General features: G+C 70.2%; 25 protein-coding genes and 1 tRNA gene. 15 read left to right on the top strand and 11 right to left on the bottom strand.

All coding sequences use genetic code 11. The features are described 5' to 3' along the window. The 4 genes from fdxA to BLS43_RS14380 are packed head-to-tail and all read left to right on the top strand — an operon-like array spanning position 1 to position 2705. Positions 1-312, top strand: coding sequence for a ferredoxin (fdxA, locus tag BLS43_RS14395; RefSeq protein ID WP_093084092.1), 312 nt, complete (start codon positions 1-3; stop codon positions 310-312). Continuing rightward, positions 309-1271, top strand: a complete 963-nt coding sequence (locus BLS43_RS14390) for an NAD(P)/FAD-dependent oxidoreductase (protein WP_093084089.1) — start codon at positions 309-311, stop codon at positions 1269-1271. The genes fdxA and BLS43_RS14390 overlap by 4 nt, the downstream gene beginning before the upstream one ends. Then, complete coding sequence (locus BLS43_RS14385) at positions 1261-1737, top strand: CBS domain-containing protein (protein ID WP_093084086.1); 477 nt, start codon at positions 1261-1263, stop codon at positions 1735-1737. The genes BLS43_RS14390 and BLS43_RS14385 overlap by 11 nt, the downstream gene beginning before the upstream one ends. Before the next feature lie 38 nt (positions 1738-1775). Further along, a complete protein-coding gene (locus tag BLS43_RS14380; RefSeq protein WP_093084083.1) occupies positions 1776-2705 on the top strand; it encodes an AraC-like ligand-binding domain-containing protein in 930 nt (309 codons plus the stop codon). 113 nt (positions 2706-2818) lie between these two features. Here the strand turns inward: BLS43_RS14380 and BLS43_RS14375 are convergent, their stop codons facing one another. The 6 genes from BLS43_RS14375 to BLS43_RS14350 all read right to left on the bottom strand — a co-directional run bounded on the left by BLS43_RS14375 (position 2819) and on the right by BLS43_RS14350 (position 9381). Continuing rightward, positions 2819-3376: a dihydrofolate reductase family protein gene (locus BLS43_RS14375; protein ID WP_093084080.1), complete on the bottom strand. Its 558-nt coding sequence runs from the start codon at positions 3374-3376 to the stop codon at positions 2819-2821. Between the two features lie 531 nt (positions 3377-3907). After that, the gene (locus BLS43_RS32020; RefSeq protein WP_093084077.1) at positions 3908-4951 is read right to left on the bottom strand and encodes a DNA cytosine methyltransferase; all 1044 of its coding nucleotides are present in this window, start codon (positions 4949-4951) and stop codon (positions 3908-3910) included. Beyond that, complete coding sequence (locus BLS43_RS14365) at positions 4948-6777, bottom strand: ATP-dependent nuclease (RefSeq protein ID WP_093084074.1); 1830 nt, start codon at positions 6775-6777, stop codon at positions 4948-4950. Before BLS43_RS14365 ends, BLS43_RS32020 begins: the two co-directional genes overlap by 4 nt. Positions 6778-7072: 295 nt before the next feature. Beyond that, positions 7073-7750, bottom strand: a complete 678-nt coding sequence (locus BLS43_RS14360) for an SMI1/KNR4 family protein (protein WP_093084071.1) — start codon at positions 7748-7750, stop codon at positions 7073-7075. Positions 7751-7861: 111 nt separating this feature from the next. Beyond that, positions 7862-8539 carry an HAD family hydrolase gene (locus BLS43_RS14355; protein WP_143030049.1) on the bottom strand — a complete coding sequence of 226 codons (678 nt, stop codon included), beginning with the start codon at positions 8537-8539 and terminating at the stop codon, positions 7862-7864. Then, positions 8536-9381 (bottom strand): winged helix-turn-helix domain-containing protein, encoded by an 846-nt coding sequence (locus BLS43_RS14350; RefSeq protein WP_093084065.1) that lies wholly within the window; start codon positions 9379-9381, stop codon positions 8536-8538. Before BLS43_RS14350 ends, BLS43_RS14355 begins: the two co-directional genes overlap by 4 nt. Before the next feature lie 152 nt (positions 9382-9533). On the opposite strand from BLS43_RS14350, the gene BLS43_RS14345 reads away from it, so the two are divergent. From BLS43_RS14345 to BLS43_RS14310, 8 genes are all read left to right on the top strand, one after another. Then, complete coding sequence (locus BLS43_RS14345) at positions 9534-9908, top strand: hypothetical protein (RefSeq protein ID WP_093084062.1); 375 nt, start codon at positions 9534-9536, stop codon at positions 9906-9908. Further along, complete coding sequence (locus tag BLS43_RS14340; protein ID WP_093084059.1) at positions 9908-10153, top strand: hypothetical protein; 246 nt, start codon at positions 9908-9910, stop codon at positions 10151-10153. The genes BLS43_RS14345 and BLS43_RS14340 overlap by 1 nt, the downstream gene beginning before the upstream one ends. Positions 10154-10456: 303 nt before the next feature. After that, entirely contained in the window at positions 10457-10660 is a 204-nt protein-coding gene (locus BLS43_RS14335) for a hypothetical protein (RefSeq protein WP_093084056.1), read from the top strand. Positions 10661-10662: 2 nt separating this feature from the next. After that, the gene (locus BLS43_RS14330; protein ID WP_093084052.1) at positions 10663-12090 is read left to right on the top strand and encodes an FtsK/SpoIIIE domain-containing protein; all 1428 of its coding nucleotides are present in this window, start codon (positions 10663-10665) and stop codon (positions 12088-12090) included. Further along, positions 12090-12305, top strand: coding sequence for a hypothetical protein (locus tag BLS43_RS14325; RefSeq protein WP_093084049.1), 216 nt, complete (start codon positions 12090-12092; stop codon positions 12303-12305). The genes BLS43_RS14330 and BLS43_RS14325 overlap by 1 nt, the downstream gene beginning before the upstream one ends. Further along, positions 12302-13651 carry a replication initiator gene (locus BLS43_RS14320; RefSeq protein ID WP_093084319.1) on the top strand — a complete coding sequence of 450 codons (1350 nt, stop codon included), beginning with the start codon at positions 12302-12304 and terminating at the stop codon, positions 13649-13651. The genes BLS43_RS14325 and BLS43_RS14320 overlap by 4 nt, the downstream gene beginning before the upstream one ends. Then, a complete protein-coding gene (locus BLS43_RS14315) occupies positions 13648-13851 on the top strand; it encodes a helix-turn-helix domain-containing protein (protein WP_093084046.1) in 204 nt (67 codons plus the stop codon). The genes BLS43_RS14320 and BLS43_RS14315 overlap by 4 nt, the downstream gene beginning before the upstream one ends. Then, the gene (locus BLS43_RS14310) at positions 13848-15203 is read left to right on the top strand and encodes a site-specific integrase (RefSeq protein WP_093084044.1); all 1356 of its coding nucleotides are present in this window, start codon (positions 13848-13850) and stop codon (positions 15201-15203) included. Before BLS43_RS14315 ends, BLS43_RS14310 begins: the two co-directional genes overlap by 4 nt. A gap of 81 nt (positions 15204-15284) precedes the next feature. Here the strand turns inward: BLS43_RS14310 and BLS43_RS14305 are convergent. From BLS43_RS14305 to BLS43_RS14295, 3 genes are all read right to left on the bottom strand, one after another. Further along, positions 15285-15358 (bottom strand) — tRNA-Met (locus BLS43_RS14305). A gap of 244 nt (positions 15359-15602) precedes the next feature. Next, positions 15603-18518 carry a UPF0182 family protein gene (locus tag BLS43_RS14300; RefSeq protein WP_093084316.1) on the bottom strand — a complete coding sequence of 972 codons (2916 nt, stop codon included), beginning with the start codon at positions 18516-18518 and terminating at the stop codon, positions 15603-15605. Positions 18519-18638: 120 nt separating this feature from the next. After that, a complete protein-coding gene (locus BLS43_RS14295) occupies positions 18639-19655 on the bottom strand; it encodes a YlbL family protein (RefSeq protein ID WP_093084041.1) in 1017 nt (338 codons plus the stop codon). A gap of 49 nt (positions 19656-19704) precedes the next feature. Here BLS43_RS14295 and BLS43_RS14290 point away from each other — a divergent pair, with 49 nt between their 5' ends. Continuing rightward, positions 19705-21177 carry a zinc-dependent metalloprotease gene (locus BLS43_RS14290; RefSeq protein WP_093084039.1) on the top strand — a complete coding sequence of 491 codons (1473 nt, stop codon included), beginning with the start codon at positions 19705-19707 and terminating at the stop codon, positions 21175-21177. Positions 21178-21799: 622 nt separating this feature from the next. On the opposite strand, the gene BLS43_RS14285 is transcribed toward BLS43_RS14290, so the two are convergent. Then, positions 21800-22375 carry a M48 metallopeptidase family protein gene (locus BLS43_RS14285; RefSeq protein WP_093084036.1) on the bottom strand — a complete coding sequence of 192 codons (576 nt, stop codon included), beginning with the start codon at positions 22373-22375 and terminating at the stop codon, positions 21800-21802. A gap of 150 nt (positions 22376-22525) precedes the next feature. Here BLS43_RS14285 and BLS43_RS14280 point away from each other — a divergent pair, with 150 nt between their 5' ends. Further along, positions 22526-23629 carry a hypothetical protein gene (locus BLS43_RS14280; protein WP_093084034.1) on the top strand — a complete coding sequence of 368 codons (1104 nt, stop codon included), beginning with the start codon at positions 22526-22528 and terminating at the stop codon, positions 23627-23629. Beyond that, positions 23626-24945, top strand: coding sequence for an ABC1 kinase family protein (locus BLS43_RS14275; RefSeq protein WP_093084031.1), 1320 nt, complete (start codon positions 23626-23628; stop codon positions 24943-24945). The genes BLS43_RS14280 and BLS43_RS14275 overlap by 4 nt, the downstream gene beginning before the upstream one ends. Positions 24946-25382: 437 nt before the next feature. Here the strand turns inward: BLS43_RS14275 and BLS43_RS14265 are convergent, their stop codons facing one another. Then, positions 25383-25745 carry a WhiB family transcriptional regulator gene (locus BLS43_RS14265; protein ID WP_093084313.1) on the bottom strand — a complete coding sequence of 121 codons (363 nt, stop codon included), beginning with the start codon at positions 25743-25745 and terminating at the stop codon, positions 25383-25385. Positions 25746-26163 lie beyond the last annotated feature (418 nt).

Here is a 26163-nt window from a genome sequence, read left to right as displayed (position 1 = left end):
ATGGCCTACGTCGTCACCGAGGCCTGCATCGACGTCCAGGACCGCTCCTGCATGGAGGAGTGCCCGGTGGACTGCATCTACCCGGGCGACCGGATGATGTACATCCACCCCGACGAGTGCGTCGACTGCGGCAAGTGCATGCCCGCCTGCCCCAGCGACGCGATCCACTGGGAGTACAAGGTGCCCGCCGAGCAGGCGGCGTTCGTCGAGGCCAACGCCGTCACCGTCCGGTCGAACGGGCTGTCCGGCGGGGGCGAGGACGCCGACCCGGTGCCCGACCATCTCCTGGTGGCGCAGCGGAGGCCGCGATGAAGGTCGACCTGGCCGTCGTCGGGGCGGGTCCGGCGGGCCTCTACGCCACCTACTACGCCGGGTTCCGCGGGCTCTCGGTGGCCGTGGTGGACGCGCTGGACCAGCTCGGCGGGCAGATGTCGGTGCTCTACCCGGAGAAGCCCGTGTTCGACGTCGCGGGCTTCCCCCGGGTCCGCGCCCAGGACCTGGTCGACTCGCTGGTCGACCAGGCCGCCACCGCCGACCCGACCTACCTGCTGGGCCATCACGCCGTCGGGCTCGAGCACGGGCCCGACGGGGTGGTGCTCGAGACCGACCGCGGCGCCCGGATCGAGGCCGGCGCGCTGCTGGTGACCGGCGGCATGGGCCGGTTCACTCCGCGTCCGCTCCCCGCGGGGGGCGACTTCGCGGGCCGGGGCCTGCGCTACGCGGTGCCCCGGCCCGCGGAGCTCGCCGACCGGCACGTGCTGATCGTCGGCGGCGGCGACTCCGCGGTCGACTGGGCGCTGTGCCTGGCGCCGATCGCCGCCTCGGTCACCCTCGTCCACCGGCGCACCGCCTTCCGGGCGCACGAGCGCAGCGTGAAGGAGCTGGAGGCCTCGTCGGTGCGGATCCTCACCCCGTACGAGGTGCTCGACGTCCGCGGCCCCGACCGGGTCGCGGAGGTCGACGTCGAGGGACCCGCAGGCGTCGAGACGCTCGCGGTGGACGAGATCGTCGCCGCGCTGGGGTTCAAGGCCGACCTCGCGGCCCTGTCCTCCTGGGGGATCGAGCTCGGCAGGCGGGCCGTGGCCGTCGACCGGTCCATGCGGACCAACCTGCCGCGGGTGTTCGCGGCAGGCGACGTCACGGACTTCGAGGGCAAGGTCAAGCTGATCTCGGTCGGGTTCGGGGAGGCCGCGCTGGCGGTCAACAATCTCGTGCCGCTCGTCCGCCCCGATCTGCCCGTCGTTCCGGGACACTCGAGCGATGCGGCCTAGGGACGTGTCTCGCGCGCTCGTCACCGACCACGCCTACGGCAGGCTGCCCGCGTGGGGCGAGCCGGTCCCGGTGGCGGCGGCGATGCTCCACGCACCCAAGACGTGCGGGCCCGCCACCACCGTCGGGCAGGCGCGGGCGGCGTTCGCCGACGACCACGTGCACGCCCTGCTGGTCGTCGAGGACGGGACGCTCCTCGCCGTCGTCGAACGGGCGGACCTGCCCGGGCGGCCCGCAGGCGCGCCGGTCCGCCACGTCGGCGGGCTGGCGGGTCGGACCGTGGGCCCGGACGCCGACCTGTTCGCCGCCCGGGACGCGCTGCGCGCGAGCGGGCGGCGCAGGCTCGCCGTCGTCGACGGGCACGGGAGGCTGCTCGGGCTGCTCTGCTTCAAGCGCTCCGGCGCGGGGTTCTGCTCCGACGCCGGGGTCCGCGCCCGGCAGGTCCGAACAGGGGAAACTCACCTGTAGGCAACGCGCCGGTGACCTGAGCGTGGCACGGTGTCGTGATGGCCCTGGTCACGATCGACACCTCCGCCGTGGCGGAGAACGATCGCCTGGACTTCTGGCGGTCGACCGTCTGCGACAACTTCGTCGCCCTGGACGTCACGCCCACGCCCGGGGGGCTCGTCACCGGGCGGGTCACCGCGGCGAACGTCGCGGACACCCACCTGCGCCGGATCTCCTCGGTGCCGCACACGTTCGTGCGGACCGAGGGGCAGGTCCGCCGCGCGGACGAGGACTACCTGCAGATCGCACTCGCCCGGCGGGGGCGCACCCTCGTCGTGCAGGACGGGCGCGAGGCCGTCATCGGCCCGGGCGAGTTCGTGCTGTACGACTCCAGCCGCCCGTTCACCTTCGCCACCAGCGACAGCTTCGAGTACTCGGTCTGCCTGCACCCCAAGCGGGACCTGCCCCTCTCGGCCGCCGAGATGGCCGCCTCGACCGCGATCACCTTCGACGGCAGGCGCGGGGTCGGCGCGCTCCTGCCGCCGCTGCTGTCGTCGTTGGACCGCGCGGTCGCGGACGAGCTGCCCGAGGCGGGCGAGGCCGCTCTGGCACGCACCATCGGGGACCTGTTCGTGGCGCTCGTCCGCAGCCGGGTGCCCGACGGCGCACCGAACCTGCACCTCGTGCGCGCCCGCGCCTACATCACAGCGCATCTCGGCGACCCCGACCTCGACCCCGCTCGGGTCGCCGCCGCCTGCGCGATCTCGGTGAGCTACCTGCACAAGATCTTCGCCGACGCCGACGAGTCCGTCGCGGGCTCGATCCGCGAGCAGCGGCTGCAGGGGGCGTGGGCCGACCTGCGCACGCCGCACCTCTCGATCGGCGCGATCGGCGCCCGATGGGGCATGCCGGACCCGGCCACGTTCAGCCGGGCCTTCCGCAGCCGGTTCGGCTGTTCGCCCCGCGAGCACCGGCAGGCGCAGATCTGACCGTCCTCCTCCGCGAGGCGGGTCGGGGTCGGCGGAGTGACGCTCGGACGGCCCCACCGTCGCTCCGTGGTGCTTGGGCCGCCCAGGCGTCAGGGCCCCCGTGGGTCGCTGCGCTACCGCGTCACCCGGTAGCGCAGCATCGCCCAGCCCGACGCCGCGAACACCCGGTGCTCGACCAGGCTCAGCGCGAACGCGCGACCCGGCGGCAGGAACGGCTTCCCGCCGCCGACGACCGTCGGCACCACGAAGGGCACGAGCTCGTCGATCTGGTCGGCCAGGGACGCGGCCAGCGTGGCCCCGGCCAGGCCGAGGATCCCGTCGGTCTTCGCCCTGAGCCGCCGCACCTCCGCCACCGCGTCGCCGCTGCGGACCAGCCGACAGCCGTCCGGAACCGCGGTGAGGGTGTCGGAGAAGACGATCCGGGGCGTCGCCACGTAAGCCCGGGCGAACCTCGCCTCGACCTCGGGCCCGTCGGCACGCTCGGGGGCCGACCAGAACTCGTCCATGATCTCGAACATCCGGCGCCCGAACAGGAACGCCGCGGTCTCCTCGGCCTGCGCGTTCGCGGCGAGGTGCACCTCGTCGTCCGGCACGGACCAGCCGAAGCCGCCGGATGCGTCCTCGACGAAACCGTCGAGGGAGGTGTTCATGCCGTAGCGGACGATGCCCATGCCACTCCCCGGGTCGTGATCTCGAACGGCAGACCGTCCGAGCGCAGCGGGCTCATCGGTGGAGCGGGGAACGAAACCCCCGGACAGGCGAGAGGCCCCCAGGACGATGTCCTGGGGGCCTCTCGAGCAGTAGCGGGGGTAGGATTCGAACCTACGACCTCTGGGTTATGAGTCGGGAGCAGTAGGTCTCTGGGCGTCTCACGAGTGGCCTGAATTTCGCCCTGACCAGCGCCGACGGTCCCGCGCCGTCTCAGCTCACCGCACCGCGGATCAGCCGTCTCGCCGCGTCGTGGTCACAGATCTGGTCACAGCCCGGCGCTGGCTGCACTCTCCTGCCTGCTGAGTGCCATCCCGTCGACCTGGCTGTGCCCGACCGCCCGGACGCCCGTGGGCGACCCTCGACGCCACCGCCGGCCGACCTACGCACGCTCCGCCCACGGGTGGCCGGGTGGTAGCCCTCCGGGAGGTCGTCGGGATGGCACGGGCCGCCATCCTGTTGATCTGCCCGCCCGGCGAGGGCAACTCAAACAACTAGAACAGCGTTTCCGCCGACGCATTAGAACTCAACCCGAACACCTTACCGATAGCCTCAGACAAAAGAGGAGGGACAGCATTGCCGACCTGACGCCCCCTAGAAGTAATGTTCCCAGTGAACCGAAAGTCTCTCGGAAAGGTCTGCAAGCATGCAGCCTCTCTAACACTAATTGCCCGATCCTCGACTGGATGACCGAATCGTCCATTAGAATAGCTCAAACATCTAGTTGTCATCGCGGCTGCTGGACGATCCCATGCTAGTCGGCCATACACATCCGTGTGCCCCTTGTGGTCGGAATGGCACGCAAGCAGAAGATCAGCACTCCAAGACTCCCGCCCGCCACCTTCAGGCGTAGCCTTGAGTCTACGCATATTGGTAGCGCTGACCGACATAGAGCAGTGATCCGGATCCATTGGATCCACTCCCCCGGCCTCTAGGGGACTCAGGTTTGCCATCCAGTCTCGCACTGTCGACACAGGCTTCTTGCCTGGGCCATGGGTAGACTTTGGCAGCTTCGCACGCTCGTGAATCAGCGATGCGACCAGAACAAACCTTGTTCGCCTTTGAGGCACTCCAAAATGAGACGCATGGAGGATGCCGGAGACGACTCGGTAGCCCATTTCCTCAAGCGTCTGAACGAATGCAGCCAAAGGGCCATCTCGGCCCAGTCGCTGGAGGCCTGGAACATTCTCAACAACGACGTGCGTAGGCTTTAGGTCAACAACGAAGCGCTGAAACTCCCCGAGCAGGCGTCGTCTTGAGTCTTCAGTCTTCTTCTCTCGATTCTGACGAGAAAACGGTTGGCAGGGCGCACAACCTGCAAAAAGCGTTTCACCCGGAGGCAGGATTGCCCCCAGTTCGGCCGTAGACATCTCACAGATGTCCTTCTCAAAGAAGTGCGCTTCCGAAAAGTTGAGTCGGTACGTGTTTGCGGCGTCGCAATCGTTGTCAATACCGGCAACTATCGACATACCAGATGCGCGCAAGCCAAGGCTCGTGCCACCGCAACCAGAGAAGAAGTCAACTACCGAGATGCTCAATTGGACACACCGCCCGCTGCAATGAGTGTACGGATGCGTTCCCGAATCTGGACGAGGTCGACGTGATTGTCGGAGACCGCGGCCAGCTCGCGATCCTGATGGTTCAGGATCTCCCGAGCGCTGACCGTCTCCCACTCGCACCTACCGAGCGATACCTCTGCGGCCTGGACCCAGTATGTCTTCGCCTCAGCGGCGGATAACGGAATCTGCGCCCCAACTAAATTGGCCAGCAGACCCTCCGGCGAGGATCCCGGCAAGTAGTCGACGTGGTTTGCAATCCAATTTAGAAGGCGCCGACTCTCCTTGACCTTCTCCTCTTGGGCCGCAGCACCTCGTGAACCGCTTACCGCAAGTTGAGGCTTTCCCCCAAGGACCTGCTCGACGACATCGACCACGTCACCGTCGAGTGCGTCAAGCACCTCGATCGCCAAGCGATCGGGACGCTGGTCCCCGTCAAGCAGCACAAGACACCGATCTCGATCAGATTGAGCGAACGACGGCACGAACTTGGTTTGAATTCCGCCAGCGCCGCCTGGAAGGACCGCAACAGAAACCATCGAGAATACGGCCGAGCCGAGCGGACGGATTGCCTTACGGACAATGGCAGCTGCTAGTTCGTCTTCAACGAATACCGCGTAGTCCGAACCAGCCCGAGAGCCCAGACGAAAGAACGCTTCATTGGCGTCAGATTCTTGACCAACTAACTGAACCCGTCCGTCTGATGCCCGAACCTGCAAGACCTTAATCGCGTCAGGAGGCAGATCGGAGACGATCTCTGGCGCATGTGTCGACAGGACTACTTGGAGTTTCTTCAGCTTGACTTGCTCCCGAAGAAAGGCCATTAGATTCCTCTGAGCCCCGGGGTGAAGAGAGGTCTCAGGTTCATCCAGTAGAACGAGCGATCCGTCGTCCGCACCCAGGATTGCCTTCACGAGCATTACGACAGCGAACTCGCCACTACCGGCGAAAGCTTCGCTATAGTAGAGATCCCCGGTCCGCAATACAACGGTGAACCCGTCGACCCCAAAGAATGAGTGCCGGATTGTCCTTACACCAGCATACTCGCGCCCGAGTATTGTTGATATAGCGCGGATATGCACGGAGTCAAGGTCTGACGCCGCCTCGATGACCCGATTCTTCCGAGCGAAGACATACTCATTCATCTTGCCATTGACGGCATCGGCGAGCTTGACAGAGCGCCTTCGAATGAAGTCCTTCTTAGCCGATAGCGTGGGCACTCGGCTACTGTACGGCGAGTGGAACCAATACTTATCGAAGGCAGACAATTCGGAGCGGAAGTCTAGATAGACGACCCCCTTCTGGATTGCCTTCCACCTGGTCCGAGTCCGCTCAGGTATGCCCTCGACCGACTTGGGCATCCTCTCCATATCGTCGCCAAGAATTGGCCTAGAAGGCTCGAAATAGTCTGGATTTACGCGCACCGCACGCGCTTCCTGACTAACATCGTCCTTAGACCGCGTACGCGTTCCCTTCTCAATCCTAGACTTAATAGCCTCGACAACCCGGCCCTGAGAGAGGGCTAGGTAGCCATGAATGAAACGGTGGCGACTATTGGGCTGAATTATGTCCAGGTTTGTTGAGAACCAATAGTTGCCGAGATTCTCATAGTCGGGACACCCTTGAAGCGCACGTAGTATTGCGGTCTTATTTGTACCGTTAGGTCCAACTAGCGCAGTGATCGGATATGAGAAGTCTATCCGAGTCTTCTCTGCTAGATTTCGCATGAGGGGGAAACGAATGTGTCTCACGTACGGCTCAAGAAGACCCGCATCGAGCAGGCTCCGCAGCGGATCCTGCCCGCTCACCCCACGTCCCCCCGAAGAAAGATCGACATGCCAGGGACGATCTGGCCGCTGGCGTGGAGCGCTGACACCAGGGCTCGCCGCCCGTCGGGCAGCGCTGCGCGGCGAACGGCCGGAGGCCGCAGCGCCGCAAGCAGCGGCGGCGCAGCCGCCGTCTTGATCAGGTAGAGAAAGTCTGAACCCCGCGGCCTGACGTCGAGTCCGTGGAGCTAGATGACGCGAACTGGCGCCAGTCTGCTGCTCCTCGACCAAAAGGGTTCCTCTGGCTCGGCGAGCCCGGCGGTCGTGGCAGCGGGACTCAGATCTCCCAGTTCAGGTGCCCGTCCTCCACCTCGGCCGTCCAGTAGGGCTGCACCATCCGTCCATGCTGAAGACCGTCGGCGACATCAGTGACGAGGTGCTCCACCGACTGCCACCAGCGCGATCCGGTGTCGGCGTCGACCTTGTCGAAGTACTTGATCGAGCCCCGCTCGTCGCCGTCGCGGAGATCGACGATGAGATGTCCGCCTGAGCCGTCGTTGGCGATGGGCAGGAAGGATCGGATGAAGATCCCGGCAGGGGTACCGGCTGGCTGGGCTTCGTGCCGGTCGACGTCGTAGGGGTCCTCGGGCGGGCCGTTGAGCCCTGCCATGGCTCGCAGGTTCTGCTCAGCGGCGATCTCCCAGTCGGGCCTGGCGGCCAGTTGCCGCGCGTGGTCACGACGGACGATCGCGGACGATCTCTGCCTGGAGTTCCACGTCTCGACGAGAGCCGCCGTTGACAGCGGTGCCGCGCCCGGCCAGAGCCATGCGCCTTCGGTTCCGTCCATGCTCTCGTACAGCTCGACAAGATCGTCCGGCCATGGCACCCCGACAGCGGCCTGGGCGCGGTCGATCTCCGCTCTCGTCGCAGGCGGCCGCAGCCTCGTCGCAGTCTCCGGCGCGTACCGAATGCACCACGCGATGATCGACTCCATGGCCTCTGCGACAGCCGACACGAGCCGACTATAGATCTCGCACAAGCGCCTGGCTCACGTCAGAGTTGCACGGAGAGCGACCCTTCGGATCACGATGCCTAGGTGTGCTCGCGTTGATCTTGCGGTCGGCAGTTACGCAGCGTGGGCGATCTCGGCCATGGACTTGATCAGGGCGTCGGGTTCGAAGGAGCGGAGGGCTCGGTCTTTGCCGGGCTTGTTGGCGTAGGCGATGGCTGCGGTTCCGGCGGCTCGGGCTGCTTGGACGTCGGTGATCGAGTCGCCCACGAGGACGGCGTCGGCCGGCTTCGCGGCGAGCTGTTCGAGTGCCCGGTCGAGCAGGAAGGGCTCGGGCTTGAGGTCCTGGGCTCGGGCGCGGGTTCTTCCGACTACGCCGTCGATCTGCTCGGCCAGAGCGTGCGCGTCGATGAACGCGCGGATGGCCTGCTCCGAATTGTTGCTGACGATGGTGACCGTGTGCTCGCTCGCTCGCAGCGAGTCGATGGCCTCCGCGACACCTTCGGTCAGGGACAGACCGGCCACAGCGCGGATTTCGTAGGCGGTGAGAGCCCGCTCGGCGGCATCGGCCTTCTGGCGGTCGAGTCGCACCCAGGCGTAGCGGAGGACGTCAAACGGGTCGTCGCTGTAGCTGGCGGTGTCGTCGCCCATCTCGCGCCAGGCTGTGGCCCCGAGTGCCCGGCGCACCGCGTCAGCGGCATGCGCACTCCCTCGTATGCCGAACACTGCGCAGACCGGGCCGTCGAAGTCGAGCAGGACGTGTCGGCGCTCCTCGAGGAGCTGAGCGAGCGTCACCGGGTGAACGGGCGCGCGACGCTGCCCCACACGCTGTCGAACCACATCTTCGACTGGGCGACGTACTGGGAGGCGAGGGTGTCGGGGTCGCTGTCGGCGCTGTGGTGGAACAGCGTCGCGTCCTTGCCCATGAGGTCCCACATGGGGACCTGGTCGCCGTCGAGCTTCACCGTGTGTTCCTGGACCGGGTAGTAGCCGAAGAACACCTCGGCATCGTTGATCACGTAGAGCTTGAACAGCGGCACCGCGGGCGCGACCCGCACCTCTGCGGCGGCGTCGGCGACGAGCCCGAGCTCGCCGAGCTCGTTGACCGCCTCGACGACGGCCTCGGTGTGGCGCTGCATGATCCCGGTCGCCCGCGCCCGGAACGCCGGGCTGTCCGCGAGCCCGTCGACCGTCGCCGGGAGCGTCCACGGCTGCGCTGGGTCCGGGACCAGGATCCGGACCCGGATCGACTCGGGGCGCACCTGGCCGGCGCGGATCTTGTCGAGCGGCTCGGACATCGCGCCGTGCAGGGTCTCGCCGGAGAACCCGGCGAAGTCGATGGTGACCTTCTCGGCCTCGAACGCGCGCTCGATGTGCGGACGGAGCCCGACGGGACGCTCGGTGCGCTCGCGCACGAACACCCCGCTCCCCTGCCGGGAGACGACGAGCCCCTCCTCGCGCAACACGCGGATGGCCTGCTGTGCGGTCATGCGGGCGACGCCGTAGCGCTTGGCCAGCTCAGGGCCGGACGGCAGCTTCTCACCAGGCTTGAGCGAACGTGTCAGGATCGCTGCACGTAGAGCGCTCGCCACCTGCCGATACGGCGGGCGCGGGTCGTCGGGATCCAAGTCCTGCATACCGCTCACCCTACGTGCCCCCGCATAGGCTGACTAGGCCACCTGGGTGGACTATGTCGATAGTTGCCCAACATGACTAAGTCGCACAGGCGGCACATGCTACGGTCGAGACACGCCCCGAGCCTGGGGCACACTTCGACCAAGGAGCACCAGTGCGAGACATCCCCGTCAACCTCGGCGGCTACAAGCTCACCGTCGTCGAGCCGCCCGCACCGAAGATGCGCGAGGACGCCAACGGCGCCCAGACGCCCGTCACCGACCGGGACGGCGCAACCCAGTTCACGGTGTCGTTGTTCGCGAAGCTGCGGGTCAAGCCCGGTGAGCGCGCCCCGAAGGGTGAGGAGATCAAGGTGACGCTGGGGACCGACCCCGGCCCCGACTTCGGCGAGGACGTCCGGGTCGAGCTGCTCGACGCCCGCGTCTCCCCGTACCAGATCGAGACCGCCGGACGGGTCAACGCCGGACTCGCCTGGCGGGCGATGGGCATCAAGCACGCCCCCGCGCCCCGCCCGAGCGGAGACAAGTGATGAGCCGCCCCGAGTGGCTGCCCACCACGCATGTGGAGGTCGGTGTGCATGTCTACGAGACCACGCGCTTCGCCACCCGCCTCTACCCCGAGCAGGACCGCGCCACGGTCCGCATCGACGGCTCCGACGCGCACGTGACCGTGTTCGGCCACCACGGCGACCTCGTCCGCCTGCGCGATGTCCTCGCCGAGGTCGTCACCCAGCTCGAAACCGCACGCAGCACCACCAGTACGACCGCGGCCTGACCGCCGCCCCCGTCAGGCACGGGGCAGCCGACCCCCTTTCTGATCGGCGAAATCGCCAGCAATTCCGCAGTGGCTGCCCCCTGCCCGAAAACAGGCCCACCCACCAGGAAGGCCCCCGATGAGCACCTGTCCCGACTGCACCGGCTCCGGCTCCTGCGACACCTGCCAGGGCTACGGCACCACCCCCGACACCCATCCCGGCGCCGGGGACGGACGCGACTGTCCCGCCTGCACCGCGGGCGAGTGCCCGACCTGCCACGGCACCGGAACCCCCTGTGCCGCAACCACTCCCAAGGAGCCGTCATGTCTCTGACCACCGCCCGCGCCAGTCACGGCCGGGTCCGCCAGCCAGCTAACGGCGTCGGTCGCCTCGTGCGCCGGCTCGACCGCGAGCGCCGCCGATTCCTGCACACCACCACCCCGGAGATCCCCACCGAGCAGGCCTGGCGCGCCGGAGTCGCCGAAGGACTCCGCCTCGCCCAGCTCGCCATCCGCAAGGGAGTCTGACCATGGCTCGACCGACTAACCGCCCATCGCTGAGCCACCACCGCGCCCGCCACGACACCGTCCGGCACTCCTCCCGCCGCGTGGGCGGCGAGTTCCGCGGTGTCGCCTGGCTCGTCCGCCACCCGCTGTTCGCGCTCGTCCCCGGCGCCCTGGTCGCCGTCGCTGTGCTCCTCGGTGCGCTCCCGACCGCGATCGGCGTCGGTGCGGTCGTCCTCGTGGTCGTGGTCTGGGGACGGCTGCACCCGCCCTCCTTCGACCGCTGGGCCGCACCCGCCTTGCGCGCCACATGGCGTCGCTGGACGACCTACCGCGGCCGCCGCTGGTCGTCCCTGTTGGCCGACTGCGGCCTGGCCCAGACCAACCACCACACAGGACACATCACCGCCCCGCGCGTGCTCCGCGTCCGCTCCGCCACGCCCACCCTCGACACGCTGCGCGTGCGCCTGACCCGCGGGCAGGACCTCACGCTCTGGACCGGCCGCACCGAGCCCCTCGCCGACGCCCTGCGCGCACATCGGGTCGCCGTCGCTCGGCACCGGCCCGGGGTGCTCACCGTCGTCGTCGAGCGGGAGATGCCGTTCCGGTTCCCGATCCCCGCCCCCGCGATCCCCTTGTCAGCGGAGTCGGTCGACCTGGGCGCGCTCCCGATCGGGGAGGACGAGTACGGCCACCCCTTGAATCTCGGAGTGCCCGGCCGTCACATCGCGGTGGCGGGTGCATCGGGCTCGGGGAAGGGCTCGCTGATCTGGTCCCCGCTGCGCGCCATGGGCCCCACCATCCGCGAAGGGCTGGTGCGGGTGCACGTCATCGACCTCAAGGGCGGCGCCGAGACCCGCCGCGGCCTCCCGCTGTTCCACCGCCACGCCACCACCGCAGCCGAAGCGATCGCTCTCCTTACGGACGTTCGCGACGAGATGAAAGCGCGTCAGCGACTCATGGCTGAGAAGGGCTTGCGCCGTCTCGACGTCAGCCCGGCGACCCCGCTGGACGTGGTGATCATCGACGAGATGGCGATGCTCACCGCCTACGGCGAACGCGCCGACGTCCGCGAAGCCCTCCGCCTGCTCGCGGAGATCCTGACTCAGGGCCGCGCCTGCCTCACCTCGGTACTGGGCTATGTGCAGGAGCCGACCAAGGACGTCGTCGATGTCCGGGACCTGTTCACCACGCGGATCTGCCTCGGCGTCACCGCCGCCAGCCACGTCGACATGATCCTCGGCGACGGAGCCCGCGAACGCGGAGCACTCGCCGACGAGATCCCCGGCGGCGACGACCACGCCGGGATCGGCTACGTCATCGACCAGCGCTCACGGCTCCCGATCCGCTTCCGCGCCTGCCTGGTCACCGACGCCGAGATCGACGAGCTCGTCGCCCGGTGCGCACCGGCTGCCCCTCCGGAGCTGCGCGCGATCGACGGGGAGGCCGCGTGATGTGGGCCGTCACCGGATGGGCCGCCGCGACCTGGCTACGCGTCACCCTCGCCCTCGCCACCGCCCTCGGAGTCCTCTGGCTCGTGCTCGGCACTGGCTCCGGCTGGTTCTGGGCCGCTGTCGTCGGCGCCGTCCTGGTCGAGTGCCAGACGACCCGCGCCCTCGCCGCTGAGTGGGGCTACGAGGCCCGCTACACGTGGTGGTGGACCCGATGAGCCACGACCTCGACCTCACGTCGCGGCTGCGCGCCTTCGACTACCCCGCCTGGCGGGCCCGGATGGAAGCCACCGGCGGCTGCGCACACCCGGTCCGGCTGCGCGGCTCCTCCACCATCACCACGACCGGCGGAGAGGTCCTGGCCCAGCGCTCCGGCGAGGTCTGGGCGCCGTGCGGGAACCGCCGCGACACCGTCTGCCCCGCCTGCTCCGACCGCTACGCCGCCGACGCCTTCCACCTCATCCGCGCCGGACTCGCCGGACAGGAACGCGGGGTCCCCGCGTCGGTCACCGATCGACCGCGCGCATTCCTCACGCTCACGGCGCCGTCGTTCGGTCCGGTCCACACTCGACGGCTCACCGCCCGCGGCCGTGTCATCCCCTGCTCGTGCGGGCGCCACCACCAGGCCAACGACCCGAACATCGGCGGGGCCGTCGACCACGACACCTACGACTACACCGCCGCGATCCTCTGGCAGGCCCACGCCGGGAAGCTCTGGGCCCGCTTCGCCATCGCTCTGCGACGCGCCCTCGCCGCCCGCCTCGGCGTCTCCGGCCGACGCTTCGGGCAAGTCGCCCGCCTGTCCTACGCCAAGGTCGCCGAGTACCAACGGCGCGGCCTGGTGCACTTCCACGCCGCCATCCGCCTCGACGGACCGGAAGGTCCCACCGACCACCCACCCGCTGGGATCAGCGCAGAGTCGCTCAACGACGCCGTCCGAGAGGCCGCCGCCGCGACGGTCCTCGACATCGCCCGACCCGACGGGACCACGCTCGCGCTCCGCTGGGGTACGCAGCTCGACCTGCGCGAGATCACCCCCACCGCTCACGATGCCGTCACCGATGAGGCCGGCGAGATCACCGACTCACGCCTCGCCGGCTACATCGCCAAGTACGCCACCAAGGGCACGGGCAAGAGCGACGGCCACCCGGACCGCCCGATCCGCTCGCTCGCCCACCTCGAGCGCATGACCCTCGCCGAGCACCACCGCCGGCTCATCGAGACCGCCTGGCACCTCGGCGGGCTCACCCAGTACGCGGAGCTGAACCTGCGCAAATGGGCCCACATGCTCGGCTTCCGCGGCCACTTCCTCACCAAGAGCCGCGCCTACTCCACCACCTTCCGCACCATCCGCGGTGAGCGTCGGGCCTGGCGACTCACCGAGCAGCTCGCCGAGCTGGGCCACCCCACCGACGAACCCGTGATCGTCATCAACGACTGGCACCTCGTCGGCATCGGCCACCACACCGACACCGACCGAGAACTCGCCCTCGCCCACGCCGAACGAGTCCGCGACGACCGACGCAGTAGCCGCCCGCCCACCAGTGAGAGGACCGCGCCATGAGCGCCACGCCGAGCACGACCGACCGCGCACCGCTGCCCGCGTTGCTCTCCGTGCCCCGTGCGGCCGAGCTGCTGGGGATCAGCCGCGCCTCCGCCTACCGCTACGCCGCCGCGGGTGAGCTGCCCACCCGACGTCTCGGCGGGCGGGTCTACGTCGTCACCTCGCGACTGCTCGCGATGGTCGAGGGCGTGGCGGCATGACGAAGCGCGCTGCGCCCATCGCGGGCATCACCGTCAGCCGGCGGGGCTCCCGCTGGCACTACCGCCTCGAACTCGAACCGGACCCGCTGACCGGCAAGCGGCAGCGGGAGAACAAGGGCGGCTTCGAGACCGAGGACGACGCGTGGGAGTCCGCGGTCGCCTCCAAGCAGCGCCACGGGACCGGCCGCGCGGTCGCCCCGGCTCGTCGGACCGTGCGCAGCTTCATGGCCGACTGGCTGGCTTCTGTCGAGGAGTCGATCAAGCCGACGACCCGGCAGAACTACGCGGACTACATCAGGGCGTACGTCGACCCGATCATCGGCGATCGGCGGCTGCAGGACGTCACGGTGCCGGTCCTCAACCTGCTCTACCAGCGGCTTCTGGCCGAGGGCCGGGTCAAGGTCGACAAGAACACGGCCATGTACCTCTACTGGTCGGAACGCCGCGACCAGCGCGAGGGCCTGGGGCCGGCGCCCGCGGATCTCGTCGAGGCGTGCGGGGTCACGATCCACGCTGCCAGGGCCGCGGTGCTGCGCTTCCGGCGTGGTCGGGTCCCTGTCGAGACGTCGGCCGGTCTCGCGCCGAAGACCGTCAAGAACGTCCACCGGATGCTGCACCGGGCGTTCTCGGACGCGGTGGCCTGGGACTACTTGGTCTCCAACCCCGCGGTGCACGCTCGGCTCCCGCGCCAGAAGCGAACCACGCGGACCCGTCCGACGCCCTGGACCGTCGACGAGCTGACGGCATGGCTGCGGCTCGCGCTGTCGGACCGCTTCGCCGCCGTGTGGCTCCTGGCCGCGACGACCGGGATGCGCCGCTCCGAGCTGGCCGGTGTGGATCGCGACCTGCTCGACCTCGACGACGCGACGCTGACGATCGAGGACACGCGCGTGGTCGTGGCAGGCCAGACCGTCGACTCGGACGGGAAGTCAGCCAGCGGCGTGCGGATGATCTCGCTGGACGCCTTCACGGTCGAGCTGCTCCGCGGCTACCTGGCGATGCTCGACGCGGAGGCCGAAGCGTTCGGGACGGGCTACGACACCTCCCACCGGAAGCTCCTGCGCTACGAGGACGGTCGGATGCTCCACGCCGACACGATCACCCGGCGCTTCAACCGGCTGGTCGACCTGGCCGGAGTGCGACGGATCAGGCTGCACGACGTCCGGCACACCTACGCCACGCTCTCGCTGGACAGCGGCGTGCACTCCAAGATCGTCAGCGACCGCATCGGCCACGCACGCGAGGGGATCACCGTGCAGATCTACGGCCACCGCTCCACCGGCCACGACCGCGAAGCCGCCGAGCTGGTGGCCAAGCTGATCCGCCAGCGCCTCAGCGAAGAGCAGCCCTGAGCGGGCCTGCTGGTCACAAATCTGGTCACAAACGCCAACGCAGAAGGCCCCCGGATCTCTCCGGGGGCCTTCTGACCTTTGTAGCGGGGGTAGGATTCGAACCTACGACCTCTGGGTTATGAGCCCAGCGAGCTACCGAGCTGCTCCACCCCGCGCCAGCGGCTGTCGTTCTGTGTGCCGCGTGTTTTTCTCTTGTGCCAGGAACATTACACGCCCGCGAACACCGCGTGCACGGGGGGTCCCCCGCGGGTCCGAGGCCCTGACCTGCGACGATGCGCGCGACCTTCGATAATCGCAGGTCACGGGCGCAGACAGGGACTTCGGTGTCCCTCCTCACAGACGACCGACGGGCGGCCCCGGAAACCCGGGACCGCCCGTCGGGGCGCGCGCGTCGGGCTGTCAGCCGCCGCCCGCCGGGGCGGCGGGGGCGGCGGGTGCCGCACTCTGCGCCTGCTGGAAGCGCTGGACGGCCTGGTCCAGGGCGGCCAGTGCAGTGCCCTGCGCGGCGAAGTCGCCGCTCTGCTGGGCCGCCTTGAGCTGGGCGAACGCCTGGTTGATGTCGTTCGCCGCCTGCACCGCCGCCGGGTTGGCCGCCGCGCTCGGGTTCCCGGCCGCGGGCGGCGGGGTGCCGCCGCCCGTCTGCGTCGGAGTGGTAGCTGTCGTACCGGCTCCGGCTCCGAACACCTGATCGAGTGCAGCGGAGAGCTGCGGGTCGTACCCGACCCGACCGCCGAAGCTCACCAGCACGCGCGCCAGCTGCGGGTAGGAGGAGTCCTGCCCGGCGCGCTCGATGTAGACCGGCTCGACGTAGAGCAGCCCGCCCGCCACGGGCAGCGTGAGCAGGTTGCCGTAGTCGATCGTGGTCTGGTTCTGCCGCAACAGGTTCAGCTCCGACGACACCTCGGGCGAACCGAGGAACTGCGCCTGCACTTGTTGCGGGCCGAGCGTCTGGGTGTCCGCGGGCAACTGCAGCACGGTGATCTTGCCGTAGGTGTCCGGATCGGAGCTCGCCGTCATGTAGGACGCCATGAACTGCCGTCGGAGACTGACCAGCGCGCTCGTGAGCTGGAAGCTCGCCTCCTCCTGGTTCGGCAGGCCGGTCAGCAGGTAGTACGGCGGCTGCGCGTCCTGCGAGGCGCCGGTGTTGCCCTGGACCGTCGGGTCGGACGGCACGTCCCAGAACGAGACCGTCGAGAAGAACTCGCCGGGGTTGTCCACGTGGTAGCGGGTCAGCAGCTCACGCTGGACCTTGAACTGGTCCTCGGGGTACCGGAAGTGCGCCCGCAGGTCAGGGCTGATGTCCGAGGCGGGTTTCACCGTGCCCGGGAACGTCTTCATCCAGGTCTGCAGCACGGGGTCGTTCTCGTCGAACGCGTAGAGCGTGACGGTGCCGTCGTAGGCGTCGACGGTCGCCTTCACCGAGTTCCGCAGGTAGCTGATGTTCTCGTTCGGCAGCCGCTGGCCCTGCAGCCCGATCTGGCTGTCCTGGGTGGTGTCACCCAGCGGCACCTGCTCGGCGTACGGGTAGTGCTGCAGCGTGGTGTAGCCGTCGACGATCCACTGGATCCGCCCGTCGACGACGGCCGGGTACGGGTCGTTGTCCGGGGTTAGCCAGGGGGCGACCTTCTCGACGCGGTCCCGCGGGTCCCGGTTGTAGATGATCTTGGAGTTGTCGTTGATCGAGCTGTTGAACAGGATGTTCCGCTCGCCGTAGTAGAGCGAGAAGACGGCCCGGTTGAACAGGTTGCCCAGCGAGACGCCCCCGGCGCCGTCGTAGGTCCACTGCTGGCTGTCGCTGTCGTACTCGCGCGGCGCCGCGCCCTCCTCGGCCCCGACGATGGAGTAGTCCGAGATCAGCTCGCCGTAGTAGATGCGCGGCTGCTGGACGGGGATGGCGCCCTGCACCGAGGTGTCGCTGACCGTGAAGTTCGGCAGGCCGCCCTGGCCGCCGGTGTCCTCCAGCGCGGCGTTGACCTGGTTCGCGGGGGCCGCGACGAAGCCGTTGCCGTGCGTGTAGACGAGGTGCCGGTTGATCCAGTCCTGCTGGTTGCCGACGAGCGCGGTCGAGTCCAGCTCGCGCGCCGCGACGACGTAGTCCTGGGTCTGGCCGTTCACGGTGTAGCGGTCGATGTCCAGCTTGTCCGGGAAGCCGTAGAAGTTCCGCCGCTGCTGGAGCTGGGTGAAGGTCTTGGTGAGCTTGCCCGGGTCGAGCAGCCGGATGTTCGGGATCGTGGCCGTGTCGTTGCGGATCTCCGAGGGGCTGGCCGACGACGTGCCGGAGTACGGCTCGATCGTGACCTTGTCCTCGGTGAGCCCGAAGGCCGCGCGGGTGGCGGCGATGTTCCGCTCGATGGAGGGCGCCTCGCGCTCGTTGGCGTTCGGCGCGACGACGAACTGCTGCAGCACCGCGGGCCACGCCGCGCCCACCAGCACGCTCGAGAGCACCAGCAGCACCACCGCGATGCCCGGCAGCTGCAGGTTGCGCCGGAACACCGCCGCGAAGAAGGCCCCCGCGCAGATCACGGAGATGACCAGCAGGATCAGCTTCGCCGGCATCACCGCGTTGAGATCGGTGTAGGTGGCGCCGTAGAAGTTCTGGTTGCGGTCCGAGTACAGCAGCTCGTACCGGTCCAGGTAGTACGCGACCGCCTTGAGCAGCACGAACAGCCCCGCGAGGATCGCGAGCTGGGCCCGCGCCGCCGCCGAGACCTGCCCCGACCGACCCGCCAGCCGAATGCCGCCGAACACGTAGTTCGCCACGAGCGAGACCACGAACCCGACGGCCACGGCGACGAACAGCCAGTCCAGCAGCAGCCGCAGGAACGGCAGGGTGAACGCGTAGAACGAGATGTCGTTCCCGAACTCGGGGTCCACCTGGTTGAACGGCGTGCCGTTGAGGAACATCTGGACGGTCTGCCAGTCGCCCTGCGCCGCCAGCCCGGCCACGATGCCCACGAGCACCGGGATGCCGATCCCGAACACCTTCAGCCGCGAGATGACGACCGTGCGGTACCGCGCGATCGGGTCCTCCGGGCCGTTGACCGGCACGAACACCGGCCGGAAGCGGTAGGCCAGCCACATGACCAGCCAGACCGTGCCGCCGAGCAGCAGCCCGCCGACGACGAACTGGATGATCCGCGTGACGAGCACCGTGCCGAACACGCTGCGGAAGCCGGTCTCGCCGAACCACAGCCAGTCGACGTAGAAGTCGACGAGCCGGGAACCACCCAGCAGGACGACCACCAGGACCGCCGCCGCGATCAGCAGGATCCGTGTACGGCGGGACAGCGAGGGCGCTCCCGCCGGGGGCCGCATGGCCACTGGGCACTCCTCCAGGGTCGGTTCTGGTGGGACAACTCTACGGACGGTGTGTGGAGTTCCCGTGTGCAGCGTGAACGTGCCGGATTCGTCCGTTCTCCCGAGCGACCGTACAGGTCACGGGGTACACGACGGCACGGTGGCGCCGCGGTCGAGACCCTCCAGCGCGTCGACCGCGCCCGCCAGGGTGCTCACCCGGACGAGCTGGAGGCCGGCGGGCGCGTTCGCGGCGGCCTCCGCGCAGTTGGCGTCCGGGACCAGGAAGACGGTGGCTCCGGCGTCCTTCGCCGCGATCATCTTGAACGGGATCCCGCCGATCGGACCGACGGTCCCGGCCGCGTCGATGGTGCCCGTGCCCGCGACGAAACGGCCGCCGTTGAGCTCGCCGGGGGTCAGCTTGTCCACCACGGCCAGGGCGAACATGAGCCCGGCGCTGGGACCGCCGACGTCGCCGAGGCTGATCGTGATGTCGCCGGTCACGGGTTCGACGCCGCCCCGCACCCCGAGCATCCCCCGGCCGTCCCCCTGCCCGAGGACGACGGGGACGGTGGTGCGCACGCCGTCCCGCTCGTAGGTCACCGGGACGGTCTGCCCCGCCGAGGTGCCGGTCAGCGACCCGGCGAGCTGCTCGGGCGTGCTCACCGGGGTGTCGCCGACGGACACGATCGTGTCGCCCGCGCGCAGCACGCCGTCCGCCGCCGAGCCCGGGACGACCTCCGCCACGGTCACCCGGGTGGGCAGCCCCAGCTCGGCGAGCGCGGCCGCCTCGGCGCTGGTCTCCGACGCCGCGAACTGCTCGGTGTTCTGCCGGTCGACCTCCTCGGTCGTCTGGCCGGGCGGGTACACGCTGTCCCGCGGGACGAGCCTGCGGTCGGACTGGAGCCAGTAGCCGAGGGCGGTGAGCGCGGTCACACCGTCGTTCACGGCGACGGTCGTCATGTTGAGGTGCCCGGCGGTCGGGTAGGTCTGCGTCCCGGTGACGGCGACGACCGGCGTCCCGTCCAGGGTTCCGAGGGTGTCGTAGGTCGGCCCCGGCCCCATCGCCACGAACGGCACGCGGACGAGGGTTCCCACGCCCACCACCACGACGACGAGGAGCACGGCGGCGACCAGCGTCGACGTTCGGCGGCTCACGGACAGCGAACCTACGCCGCGCCGCGTTCGGTCCGCGTACCGTGGTGGCATGAGCGACGTCCCGTTCGGCTTCGGCCCCTCCGACCGCGACCCGGACCGCGACCGTGACCGGGACTCCGACGGGCCCAAGGACCCCTTCGGCTTCGGCAACCTGCCCGGGGGCTTCCCCGGCGGCCTGCCCGGAATGCCGGGAATGCCCGGCGGCCTGCCCGGCGGCGGGAACTTCGACATGGGCCAGCTCGGCCAGATGCTCTCGCAGCTCGGGCAGATGCTCTCGAGCGCGCAGCAGGCCGGCCCGTCGGACGGTCCGGTCAACTACGACCTGGCCGCGCAGCTGGCCACGCAGCAGCTCGCGCAGAAGACGTCGTCGCTGACCGACGCACAGCGGACCGCCGTCGCGGACGCGGTGAAGCTCGCGGAGCTCTGGCTGGACCCGGCCACCGAGTTCCCGGCGGGTGCCACCGAGACCGTCGCGTGGACGCCGTCGGACTGGGTGAAGGCGTCGATGCCGACCTGGAAGCGGCTGTGCGACCCGGTGGCCCGACGGGTGTCCGGGGCCTGGGTTGAGGGGCTTCCCGAGGAGATCCGGTCCGCCGCGGGGCCCATGCTCGCGATGATCGGCCAGATGGGCGGCATGGCGTTCGGCTCGCAGCTGGGCAACGGGCTGGGCCAGCTCGCCGCCGAGGTGCTGACCGGCACCGAGGTCGGCTTCCCGGTCGGTCCGGAGCGGACGGCGGCACTGCTGCCCGAGGCCGTCGAGAAGTTCACCGCTGGCCTCGACCGCCCGGCCAGCGAGGTGATGATCTACCTCGCCGCCCGTGAGGCCGCCCACCACCGCCTGTTCGCGCACGTCCCGTGGCTGCGGGAGCGGCTGCTCTCGACCGTCGAGGACTACGCCCGCGGGATCACCGTGGACACCTCGCGCATCGAGGACATGGCCCGGCAGATCGACCCGTCGAACCCGGCGTCGATCCAGGAGGCCATGTCGTCGGGGATGTTCGAGCCGCAGACCACGCCCGAGCAGAAGGCCGCGCTGGCCCGGCTCGAGACGCTGCTCGCCCTCATCGAGGGCTGGGTGGACGCCGTGGTGGCGGACGCGGTGGGTGACCGCCTGCCCGGGGCGGGGGCGCTGAGGGAGACGCTGCGCCGCCGTCGGGCCTCGGGTGGGCCCGCCGAGCAGGCGTTCGCCTCGATCGTCGGGCTGGAGCTGCGGCCGCGGAAGCTGCGGGCGGCGGCCGAGCTGTGGAAGCTGCTGGAGTCCGAGCGCGGCATCGAGGGCCGGGACGGGCTGTGGGCCCACCCCGACCTGCTGCCGGTCTCCGAGGACCTGGACGACCCCGCGGGCTTCGTGAACCGCCGCGACACCGACGACCCCATCGCCGAGCTGGAGAAGCAGTTCCAGGCGGAGGCGGACGCGGCGGCGGAGGAGAAGAAGTCCGCCGAGTCCGACGCCGAGGGCACCGAAGGGTCGGACGACCCCGATGGTTCCGAGGGTTCCGACGGTCCGGACGAGAAGAAGTAGCGCCGAGCGTCACCTCAGCGTCGCTGTGTGCGCGCTCCGGTGACACTCGCGCATCCGGATCTCGGTGAGTGTGACGAGAGCGCGGTCGGGTCCGCGCTCCGGTGACGCCCGTCGACCGATCGCTCACGGGTCCCGTGCACGGTGAACGTCATGCGAGCGCGGTCGCAACCACGCTCAGGACACGCCCGCGGCGGTCAAGGTGAGCGTCACTGTGTGCGCGCTCCGGTGACACTCGCGGATCCGGGTCTCGGTGAGTGTGACGAGAGCGCGGTCGGGTCCGCGCTCCAGTGACACTCGCGAAGGGGTCACGCGAGTGTGGCGGGAACGCAGTGGGGTCAGCGCTCGGGTGACGCTCGTCGACCGACGATGACGCCCGCGGATCCCGAGCGCCGTGAACGTTACGCGGGTGCGCTCGCACCAGCGCTCAGGTCACGCCCGCCACGGTCAAGGCGAGCGTCACCTGAGCGTCGCCATGTGCGCGCTCCGGTGACACTCGCGGATCCGGGTCCCGAGCACCGTGAACGTCACGCGAGCGCGGTCGCGACCACGCTCAGGTGACGCGCGTCGACCTCTGAAGGACGAGTGGGACGGGAGCGCGGTCGGGTCTGCGCTCCGGTGACGCTCAGCCCGCTTCGGCCGGGGCGGGTTCCTCGGCGCCCTCCGGGCCGTCGGTGCCCACGAGGTCCAGACCCGCTGCGGCGGAGAGCCCCTCCAGGTACCCGATCGCCCGCTCCGTGCGCGGGTAGGCGCGGACCAGCGACCAGAACGCGTCGTCGTGGCCCGGCACCAGCAGGTGCGCCAGCTCGTGGACCAGGACGTAGTCGACGACCCAGCCGGGCACCTCGCGCAGTCGCTCGCTGATCCGGATCGTGCGGTCCTCCGGTGTGCAGGACGCCCAGCGCGTGCGCATCGGAGGGACCCACCGGACCGACGCCGGGGTCGCCTTGCCCTTCAGGTACTTCCGCGACAGCTCGAGGCAGCGCTTCTGCAGCGCCTCGTCCCCGTGCCTGCCCGGAGAGCGCCGCTTGGCCTCGCTGCGCTCCAACCTGCTGACCATCTCGTCCACCCAGCGCCGTTCCTCGGCCTCGCTCATCCAGCCCGGGATGAACACGATCACCGTGTCACCCTCGCGCCGCGCGCTGACCATCCGACGCCGCCGGTCACTTCGCCTGACCTCGACGACCGCGGGGCTCGCCATGGGGTCCAGCTTAGTGCCCCGGATGAGCACGGTGGTGTCGGAACCGGTGGTCCAGCCGTTTCTCCGGCGAGTCCGGTCCGTTCATCCACAGATCTGGCCACCTGTGGACAACCGTTCGCGTTCCCGGCGCGGCAGCGCGATGCTCGACGCGTGTCCTCCCCTCCCGCCCCCGACCAGGTCGCCGCGTCGCCCGTCCCCGCGCGTCTGGTCACCGCACCGCACCGGGCGCTGCTCACCCGCGGGCCGGACGGGCGCCAGTTCGGGCTGTCGCCGGGCCGGAGCGTGGCGGTCGAGGGCCTGCCCGCGCAGGTGCTGCCGCTGGTGGACCGGCTGCGGGCGCCCGCCGTCGCGGTGGAGTGGGTCGCCGAGGCGACGGAGCGCGGAGTGCCGCCGGAGTACGCGGCCGCGCTGCTCGGCGGGCTCGTCGAGCGGGGTGTCCTGGTCGACGCGGAGATCGGGCCGCGCACGGCCGCGCGACGGGCCGCGGCCCGCGTGCGGGTGTGTGGCGAGGGCCCCCTCGCGGCCGGGGTGGCGCTGGGGCTCGCCCGCGCGGGGATCGGCGCGGTGGAGGTGGCTGCGCGGGGTCACGTCGAGAGTGCGGACGTCGGGTGCGGGGGCCTGCGCTCGGCGGACATCGGCAGGCCTCGGTCGGTCGCGGCCACCGAGGCCGTCGAGCGGCTCGGGCTGGGCACGAACACGGGCCCCGCCCCGTCCGGTCGCCGCCCGGACCTCGTGGTGCTGACGGATGCGGTGGTCCCGGACCCCGCGGTCGTCGCGGCGCTGCGGGCCGAGGGGGTCGACCATCTGCCCGTCTTCGTGCGGGACGGGGCGGGCGTCGTCGGGCCGCTGGTGCTCGTGGAGCGCTCGCCGTGCCTCGGGTGCGTCGAGCGCTGGCGGGCGCAGCGCGATCCGGCCTGGCCGCGGATCGCGGCGCAGCTGGCGGGCCGGAGCGGGTCGGCGGAGCCGGAGGCGGTCGTGGCGAGTGCGGCCCTCGGGGCGGCGCAGGTCCTGGTGCTGGTGGACGGGCGGGTGCGGCCGCCCTCGCTCGGCGCCTCCCTCGAGCTCGATCCACACACCGCACGGCTGGTCCGGCGCCCGTGGACGGCGCATCCGGGCTGCCCGTGCGGGTGGGCGCGCCGCACCGCGGTGCCCCGTCCGCGGGTGCCGCGAGCCGCGAACCGCGCCCGTGCGACGGGTGAGATGAGGCGGACGAGGTGCGCCGTGGCGCCGGAGGGGGAGACAATCATGGAGTGAGCGACATCCCGCGCCGCACCGCGTCCCGCACCGCGAAGCTGGCCAGCCTCCCCCTCGGGGTCGCGGGCCGGGCCGCCGCAGGCTGGGGGCGGCGGATCGCCGGGGGTGACCGCGAGCAGATCTCGGCGCAGATGATGGCGAAGAGCGCCGAACAGCTCTTCGCCGTGCTCGGCGAGCTCAAGGGCGGCGCCATGAAGTTCGGCCAGGCGCTGAGCGTCTTCGAGGCCGCGGTGCCGGACGAGCTGGCCGAGCCGTACCGCGAGGCGCTGACCAAGCTGCAGACCGCGGCGCCCCCGATGCCGACCGCGGACGTGCACCGCATGCTCGCCGAGCAGTTCGGGCGCGGTTGGCGGTCCCGTTTCCGGGAGTTCGACGAGGTGCCGGCCGCGGCCGCAAGCATCGGCCAGGTCCACCGGGCCGTCTGGCGAGACGGTCGGGACGTGGCGGTCAAGGTCCAGTACCCCGGGGCCGAGGAGGCCGTGCTCTCCGACCTGCGGCAGCTGTCCCGGATGAGCAGGCTGCTGCAGCCGCTCGCTCCCGGCATGGACATCAAACCGTTGATCGCCGAGCTGCGGGAGCGGATGGTCGAGGAGCTCGACTACCGGGACGAGGCGGACAACCAGCGGGCCTTCGCTTCGGTCTACGCGGACGACCCGGAGATCCGGGTGCCGCGGGTCGTCGCGTCGGCACCCAAGGCGATGGTCAGCGAGTGGGTCACCGGCAGGCGGCTCGGGGACGTGATCCGCCAGGGCACCCAGGAGGAGCGCGACCGTGCGGGCGAGCTGCTCGCCGGGTTCCACTACTCCGCGCCGTACCGCGTGCACCTGCTCCACTCCGACCCGCACCCCGGGAACTTCCAGATCCTCGACGACGGCCGGATGCTGGTCGTCGACTTCGGGGCGGTGGCACGGCTGCCGGAGGGGCTGCCTCGGCCGCTCACGATCATGACGAAGTTCGCCCTGGAGAACCGGCCCGCGGACCTCATCGCGCTGCTGCGGGACGAAGGGTTCCTGCGCGCGGGCACCGACGTCTCCGCGGATGACGTCCTCGCCTACCTCGCCCCCTTCACCGAGCCTCTGCACACCGAGCGCTTCCGCTTCACCCGCCGCTGGCTACAGGGCCAGGCCGAGCGGGTCGGCGACCTGCGCAGCCCGGAGTTCGACACCGGGCGCGCCTTGAACCTGCCGCCGCAGTACCTGCTGGTCCACCGGGTCACCCTCGGCACCCTCGGCGTGCTCTGCCAGCTGGAGGCGGACGTCCCGCTGCGCGGCATCGTCGGTCGTTGGCAGCCGGAGCTGTTCACCCCGGCCGACTGACCCGACCCGGAGGGCGCCGGAACGCCCCACGCCCGCCCCGGTGAGGGTCCGGGGCGGGCGTGGGGGACCGCGACGGGTCGCGACAGGTCGCGGGTCGGTCCGCGGCCGTCGCCGCGGTCAGTGCGCACTCACGGCGCGGTCAGGGCTCGACTCACCGCACGGTGACTGCGCGGGCGTGCTCGGCCCGGCGGGCACAGAAGCGTGCCAACCGGGCCCAGCCGCGTCCGGCGGACAGGTGGCGCGCGAGGCGGTGCTCGCGCGCCCGCTGTTCCGCCTCTCGGTGTCGAGATCGAGCGAGGGCTTCGTGGAGCAACAACACGGCGGATCCCTGGGCGTCGAGGGTGGTCGAGTGCGGCGCGCGATCGGTCTGCGGCAGGAAGTTCGTGGTCATCGGTCTGGCCTCTCCTGTGGAGTCGGTGGTGGGAAACGGGTGATCGTCAGGCGCAGGGTCGGGCACGCAGCGCCCGGGCCAGCTCTTGGGCCCGCTGGTGCGCCTCGGCCCAGGCCCGGTCGCGGGCGAGGTCGGCCTTGCTGGGCCTGCCCCTCGGCCGCTTCCGCGGGACGACGACTCCTCGTTCGAAGATCTCGCCGCCCCACACGCCCCAGGGCTCCTCGCGGGACAGCGCACCCGCCAGACACTCGATCCTGATCGGACAGTCCGCACAGAGTGCCTTCGCCCGCTCCAGCTCGGCGGGGGTCTCGGCGAACCACAGGTCCGCGTCACCCTCCCGACAGGGCAGGTTCAGGTCCTTCTCCGGGACGTCGGTCAACAGCCCCCCGGTGGGGGCACCGTCCGGCATCGCGACCGCGGTGTCTCCGCCGCCGTCCTGCATCGTGATCGCCCCGCCGTCGCACGGGGTGGATCTCACTAGCACCGCACTACCTCCTGGTGTGGTGGGTGGTGTTTCCTTCTCGGTCCGTCCTCCGGTCGGAGAACGCGAAAAAGGGGCCGCGGAACCCCTGGTGTGGGTTCCGCGGCCCCTGAAGATTCGGCCGGTGGCTGCTCAGCTCATGATCGACTGAGCCCGCCTGGAACGGACACACCTGTCCAGTTGTGATCGGTCAGCGGAATGCGGTTGCCCTGCACGTACGCACGCTGCGCCCAACCGCCGCGGAGACGCGCGGACTCGGGCTTCATGACGCGGGCCGCGCTCGGGGTCGGCACACCGCACACGTCTCCCGTGGTCCGGGTCGTGGTGAAGAGCTTCATCGCGGCGT

Origin of the sequence: Pseudonocardia oroxyli, assembly GCF_900102195.1 — a bacterium.
In the GTDB taxonomy this organism is placed as follows: domain Bacteria; phylum Actinomycetota; class Actinomycetes; order Mycobacteriales; family Pseudonocardiaceae; genus Pseudonocardia; species Pseudonocardia oroxyli.
Note: the sequence above shows the minus strand (reverse complement) of the source record. Positions and strands in the feature narration are given on the sequence as shown.

Coding starts and splice junctions, on each gene's coding strand:
- fdxA (WP_093084092.1), top strand. CDS start 1: ATGGCCTACGTCGTCACCGAGGCCTGCATCGACGTCCAGGACCGCTCC.
- BLS43_RS14390 (WP_093084089.1), top strand. CDS start 309: ATGAAGGTCGACCTGGCCGTCGTCGGGGCGGGTCCGGCGGGCCTCTAC.
- BLS43_RS14385 (WP_093084086.1), top strand. CDS start 1,261: ATGCGGCCTAGGGACGTGTCTCGCGCGCTCGTCACCGACCACGCCTAC.
- BLS43_RS14380 (WP_093084083.1), top strand. CDS start 1,776: ATGGCCCTGGTCACGATCGACACCTCCGCCGTGGCGGAGAACGATCGC.
- BLS43_RS14375 (WP_093084080.1), bottom strand. CDS start 3,376: ATGGGCATCGTCCGCTACGGCATGAACACCTCCCTCGACGGTTTCGTC.
- BLS43_RS14350 (WP_093084065.1), bottom strand. CDS start 9,381: ATGCAGGACTTGGATCCCGACGACCCGCGCCCGCCGTATCGGCAGGTG.
- BLS43_RS14340 (WP_093084059.1), top strand. CDS start 9,908: ATGAGCCGCCCCGAGTGGCTGCCCACCACGCATGTGGAGGTCGGTGTG.
- BLS43_RS14335 (WP_093084056.1), top strand. CDS start 10,457: ATGTCTCTGACCACCGCCCGCGCCAGTCACGGCCGGGTCCGCCAGCCA.
- BLS43_RS14330 (WP_093084052.1), top strand. CDS start 10,663: ATGGCTCGACCGACTAACCGCCCATCGCTGAGCCACCACCGCGCCCGC.
- BLS43_RS14325 (WP_093084049.1), top strand. CDS start 12,090: ATGTGGGCCGTCACCGGATGGGCCGCCGCGACCTGGCTACGCGTCACC.
- BLS43_RS14320 (WP_093084319.1), top strand. CDS start 12,302: ATGAGCCACGACCTCGACCTCACGTCGCGGCTGCGCGCCTTCGACTAC.
- BLS43_RS14315 (WP_093084046.1), top strand. CDS start 13,648: ATGAGCGCCACGCCGAGCACGACCGACCGCGCACCGCTGCCCGCGTTG.
- BLS43_RS14310 (WP_093084044.1), top strand. CDS start 13,848: ATGACGAAGCGCGCTGCGCCCATCGCGGGCATCACCGTCAGCCGGCGG.
- BLS43_RS14300 (WP_093084316.1), bottom strand. CDS start 18,518: ATGCGGCCCCCGGCGGGAGCGCCCTCGCTGTCCCGCCGTACACGGATC.
- BLS43_RS14290 (WP_093084039.1), top strand. CDS start 19,705: ATGAGCGACGTCCCGTTCGGCTTCGGCCCCTCCGACCGCGACCCGGAC.
- BLS43_RS14285 (WP_093084036.1), bottom strand. CDS start 22,375: ATGGCGAGCCCCGCGGTCGTCGAGGTCAGGCGAAGTGACCGGCGGCGT.
- BLS43_RS14265 (WP_093084313.1), bottom strand. CDS start 25,745: ATGCCGGACGGTGCCCCCACCGGGGGGCTGTTGACCGACGTCCCGGAG.